The sequence below is a fragment of the Vibrio sp. 10N.222.48.A3 genome (assembly GCF_041475345.1).
In the GTDB taxonomy this organism is placed as follows: domain Bacteria; phylum Pseudomonadota; class Gammaproteobacteria; order Enterobacterales; family Vibrionaceae; genus Vibrio; species Vibrio tasmaniensis_A.
This window is the reverse complement of sequence record NZ_JBFRVX010000144.1, coordinates 1-3,733: the sequence shown is the minus strand read 5'-3', so window position 1 is coordinate 3,733 and position 3,733 is coordinate 1. Positions and strand designations below refer to the sequence as shown.

General features: G+C 45.9%; 4 protein-coding genes. 2 read left to right on the top strand and 2 right to left on the bottom strand.

Features of this window, described 5'->3' with window-relative positions; all coding sequences use genetic code 11:
- Nucleotides 1-14: 14 nt before the first annotated feature.
- Together gppA and rhlB are read right to left on the bottom strand one after the other, a co-directional pair.
- The gene (gene gppA, locus AB4653_RS05430) at nt 15-1,508 is read right to left on the bottom strand and encodes a guanosine-5'-triphosphate,3'-diphosphate diphosphatase (RefSeq protein WP_009848194.1); all 1,494 of its coding nucleotides are present in this window, start codon (nt 1,506-1,508) and stop codon (nt 15-17) included.
- A gap of 6 nt (nt 1,509-1,514) precedes the next feature.
- Complete coding sequence (rhlB, locus tag AB4653_RS05425) at nt 1,515-2,825, bottom strand: ATP-dependent RNA helicase RhlB (protein WP_009848195.1); 1,311 nt, start codon at nt 2,823-2,825, stop codon at nt 1,515-1,517.
- A gap of 111 nt (nt 2,826-2,936) precedes the next feature.
- Here rhlB and trxA point away from each other — a divergent pair, with 111 nt between their 5' ends.
- Entirely contained in the window at nt 2,937-3,263 is a 327-nt protein-coding gene (gene trxA / locus AB4653_RS05420; RefSeq protein ID WP_009848196.1) for a thioredoxin TrxA, read from the top strand.
- A 199-nt stretch (nt 3,264-3,462) separates the two neighbouring features.
- The coding region (locus AB4653_RS05415; protein ID WP_372103513.1) for a Rho termination factor N-terminal domain-containing protein at nt 3,463-3,733 on the top strand (271 nt) is incomplete at its 3' end.

Below are 3,733 nucleotides of genomic sequence, written 5' to 3'. Positions count from 1 at the left end.
GTCAGATACTAATATCAGAGGCATTCAATATTCAATGGCCAGCCAATATCGGTTTGTCTATTCGACTCGATCTCTAGCTCAGCAGCGGTCAGCGGGTTGTCTGCTAGCCATTGCTTAGAAAGCGTCAAGGTCAGATTGTTGTCATCCGTCGTCAGCTTGAACTCAGGCTCAAGCGCTGGATTACGACGGTGAGTCAACAAAATAGCTAAACGCAGAATTCGTAAAATACGCTTGCTGCTGGTACCTGAGATTGCATGTTGTTCAGGCAATGAAGTTAACTGTTCGCGGTAGCGACGTGTTAACTCACCCAAGCAGTGCTTTTGCGCTCGAGTAAAGCCTGGTAGGTCTAAGTTCTGCAGTAGGTAAGCACTGTGCTCGCCGCCTTTTTTGAAATCGATTGTTAAACCAATCTCATGAAGCTTCGCCGCTGTTTGTAATAGCACACCTGCTTGAGGTTCAGAAACCCACGTTTCGGCGCCCGCTTGCTCTAATAGAGTCTGTGCGACTACAGCAACTTGTTCACTGTAGCTTACGTCCATTTGGTAGCGTGATTGCACGCTCTTAATGGTACGAGCGCGAATATCTTCTTGGCGAAACTCATCAACCATCTCGTAGGCGAGACCTTCACGGAGTGCGCCGCCAGCGAGTGTCATTGAATCAATTTCAAGCAGCTCAAAAATCGCGATAAGAATAGAAAGACCACTTGGGAACACTAGTGCGCGCTCAAGGGTTAAGCCTTCAATCTCAAGCTCTTCTAAGCGCTCTGTAATCATCGCTTGTTTTTGTAGACGCTTGAGTTTTGCATGAGTAATAACTTCATCCATGCCTTGCGCCAACATGATTTCTTGCAGCGCTTGAACGGTACCACTGGCGCCAACACACACATCCCATCCGATATCAGTGTAGCTATCTAGGATAGGAGCTAACGTAGACTTAGCCGCTTCAATGGCATTGTTGAAGTTGGTTGCGGTTAATTGGCGATCTTTAAAGTGGCGTTCAAGCCAAGTAACACAACCCATCTTCAGGCTGGTTAAGGCTTTGGCTGAGAAACCTTCACCGATGATCATCTCGGTACTTGCACCACCAATATCAACCACTAGTCGGCGGCCGCTGCCACCAGAAGTGTGTGCTACGCCTTTATAGATAGTCGCAGCTTCTTCTTCACCAGAGATAACATTGATGTCGTAACCAAGGATCTGGTTCGCTTTCGCGAGAAATATATCCACATTGATAGCGGTACGTAGGGTCGCTGTACCAACAATGCGGATATTTTCTTTCGGAATATCTTGCAGTCGCTCTGTAAAGAGACTCAAACAGTCCCAACCGCGCTGCATGGCTTCAGTACTAAGCGCATTATTTTCATCTAAGCCTGCAGCTAAACGAACTTTGCGCTTAATTTTAGCCATGGTTTGTACGCTGCCATCGATATGACGCACAACGAGCATATGAAAACTGTTCGACCCGAGGTCGATTGCAGCATAAAGCGGTGGTGACACTGTTTGACTCATAAGCGACTAAGCTTCCTTGTTATGACGCGGTTGGCGTGGGCGACGGTTCTGGTTTGGTTTCCGGTTACCGTTGCGTGGGCCATTGTTGTTTGAGCGGCGTTGTTGCGGGTTACGTGTACGTAAGCGCATCGGTGCTGGCAGATCTTCCAGTAGTGCAGAAGCATCGTAGTCAGACATTGGGATAGCGTGCTCAATGTATTCTTCGATTGGTGGCAAGTTGATTGCGTAATCTTCACAAGCAAAGCTGATCGAGTGACCGCTTTCACCAGCACGACCTGTACGGCCGATACGGTGAACGTAATCTTCACAATCGTCAGGTAGGTCAAAGTTGAATACGTGTGTTACTTGAGGGATGTGTAGGCCACGTGCTGCAACATCCGTTGCGACAAGCAGGTCAACATCGCCTTTAGTGAATTGCTCAAGAATCTTTTCACGTTTCTTCTGAGGAACATCGCCAGTTAGTAGGCCAACACGGTGACCATCGGCAGCCAAGTGGCCCCAAACTGATTCACACTTGTGCTTAGTGTTAGCGAAGATGATTGCGCGATCTGGCCACTCTTCTTCGATTAACGTTTGTAGAAGAGCCATCTTATGTTCGTTAGAAGGGTAGAACAGCTCTTCTTGAATACGGTGACCAGTCTTACGCTCAGGTTCAACAACGACATGCTCTGGGTTGTGCATGTGTTCGAATGCAAGTTCTTGTACGCGGTAAGACAGCGTCGCAGAGAACAGCATGTTTAGGCGATCTTTTGGCTCAGGCATACGACGGAACAAGAAGCGGATGTCTTTGATGAAACCAAGATCGAACATGCGATCAGCTTCGTCAAGAACAACGGCTTGAATGTGGTTAAGGTTAAATACCTTTTGCTTGTAGAAATCGATGATGCGGCCAGTCGTACCAATTAAGATATCAGCGCCTTCTTCGATCTTACCTAGTTGCTTATCGTAGCTTTCGCCACCGTAAGCTAATGCTGCCTTGATACCTGTGCTTGCAACCAGAGAGTCAGCATCGTTGTAGATCTGAATCGCGAGTTCACGCGTTGGTGCCATAATAATCGCACGTGGCTGGTTAGGCTTACGGCCTTCATGCTCAGGTGTTTTTAGCAGGTGATTAAAAGTAGCAGTAAGAAACGCAAGCGTTTTACCAGTACCCGTTTGGGCCTGGCCTGCAATGTCTTGGCCGGTGAGCAGTACCGGGAGCGCCAAGGCTTGGATAGGGGTACAATAGTCGAACCCTTTTTTCTCCAATCCTTCAATGACTTGCGGAAGTAAATCCAAGTCGGCGAACTTTTGCTCTGTGATATGCGTCTTTTTCATTGCTATAGAATATCAGCTTAAGCTTGCAATACGAAAGTAAATACATTCCAATAGGGCATCTATTTACTGGTTATCATCCAACCAGTTCTAAAAAATACATTGGAGTGGAAGATGAGTGATAAGATTTTGCAGCTAACTGATGACGGTTTTGATAACGATGTAATCAACGCTGCAGGCCCTGTTCTTGTTGATTTTTGGGCAGAATGGTGTGGTCCATGTAAAATGATTGCGCCGATTCTTGATGAAATCGCAAACGAGTACGAAGGTCAGCTCACAATCGGTAAATTAAATATCGACCAAAATGCTGGTACTCCACCAAAATTCGGTATTCGCGGTATTCCAACGCTACTTCTTTTCAAAGACGGTGGCGTAGCAGCAACTAAAGTTGGTGCATTGTCTAAAACTCAACTTAAAGAGTTCCTAGACGCTAACCTATAATCAGGTGAGTATTTGAAAAGAAACCGCGCAGTTAACAAATGCGCGGTTTTGTTTTTTCTAAGCTATGGACTAGTCTTAGTTTTAGTGCTAATTTATCGCACGTTAATTGAACAAATTCTCTTCTTGGTCGAGCCTGTGACCAAATCCTTCTTAACTTAAGAAAACAGACCCTATTTTGACTAAACAAACTTCCACCACTATGAATCTTACTGAACTGAAGAACAGACCTGTGTCTGAACTTGTTAAACTTAGCGAAAGCCTAGGTCTTGAAAATCAAGCTCGCTTAAGAAAACAAGACATTATCTTCTCCATCCTTAAAGCACACGCAAAAAGTGGTGAGGACATCTTTGGTGATGGTGTTCTAGAAATTCTTCAAGACGGTTTTGGCTTCCTACGTAGCGCAGACAGCTCATACCTTGCTGGTCCTGATGATATTTATGTATCACCGAGCCAGATTCGTCGTTTTAACC